Genomic DNA, 1,088 nt, shown 5'->3' on the forward strand with positions numbered 1-1,088 from the left:
TCCTCGTCGTACCTCTTCGCCATGATGCGAACAACCTTCCCTCGAAAGAAGGTGTGCATCAAACCCGGGGTGGTTCACTCTTCATGCGCCATGGATCGAGGACTATCTGGTCGATCGCCTCCGCGAACTAAGGGGAACACGGCAGTACATCTTTGCCACCCGTAGTCCTGGGCTCGTAGTGAGTGCTGACGCCGAACAGCTCATTACGATGCGCGCAACAGCTGACAAAGGGGAGGTGGAAGCGAGCGGATCACTTGAACGGCACGACCTCAATGCACTCGCGCTACATCACCTCGAAGGCGGGAAGATTCCGTTCGGGCGGCGCGCGCGTAAGCTGGGCTCTTCCATATCTGGCGGGTGATCAACGCCGCCTACCATGCGTATCGCGCATCTTCACGCCGCGTTTAAGCAACGCTCGGCGGACAGTGCCAGCCTCAACGCCGAGGTGCGCGCCGATTTTGGCCAGTGAATTTCCGGCGGCATACATGTGCGCAGCCTTAGCGATCTTGTCGTCGTTGAGGCGCTGGTTACGGATAGCTACGCGAGCCTCGCGCAGCAGCTTGATGACACTGCCCTTATTGAGGTTGTAAACCTTGGCTAATTCGTATGATGATTTACCAGATTCATAGTCTTTGATAAGCTGAGTGACAGTTGATTGATCCATTCGCTGCGACAACTTGAAGGGCTGCGCAATCAGCTCCGGAGAGCGATCGGACCGGCAGACAGCTCTCCCATCGGGGGAAACAAGGCCAGCAGCACGCAGAATTTGAAACGTTTTTGACACGGTGTCAAGGTTCGAGTACCGCTGCATTACCTCCACCTTATTTCTGTATTGCCTCGGCTGATGCTTGACGTTTTGTCTTCGGCTGATGGGTGACAGTGTTTCGGCTGATGCTTTACACCTACTTCGGTTGATCCTTGACACTCCCCAGATGAGGGAGTTGAGCGTGGCCGAGCAGCGGGATCAGGCCGTATTGGCGGTGATCAGCGATGGGTTATCGATATGTCGAACCTGACTTCGGACACCATTGGCCGGTTTTTGAATCAGTAATGCGCTGACCTGCGGCTTCGCTGGGCTTAGTGCCCCG

The 1,088-nt window shown here is 55.8% G+C and carries 1 protein-coding gene; it reads right to left on the reverse strand.

The window, feature by feature from the left end:
- Positions 1 to 361: 361 nt before the first annotated feature.
- Positions 362 to 811 (reverse strand): helix-turn-helix domain-containing protein, encoded by a 450-nt coding sequence (locus CQY20_RS33885; RefSeq protein ID WP_097945779.1) that lies wholly within the window; start codon positions 809 to 811, stop codon positions 362 to 364.
- Positions 812 to 1,088 lie beyond the last annotated feature (277 nt).

Origin of the sequence: Mycolicibacterium agri, assembly GCF_002553505.1 — a bacterium.
Classification (GTDB): Bacteria; Actinomycetota; Actinomycetes; order Mycobacteriales; family Mycobacteriaceae; genus Mycobacterium; species Mycobacterium agri.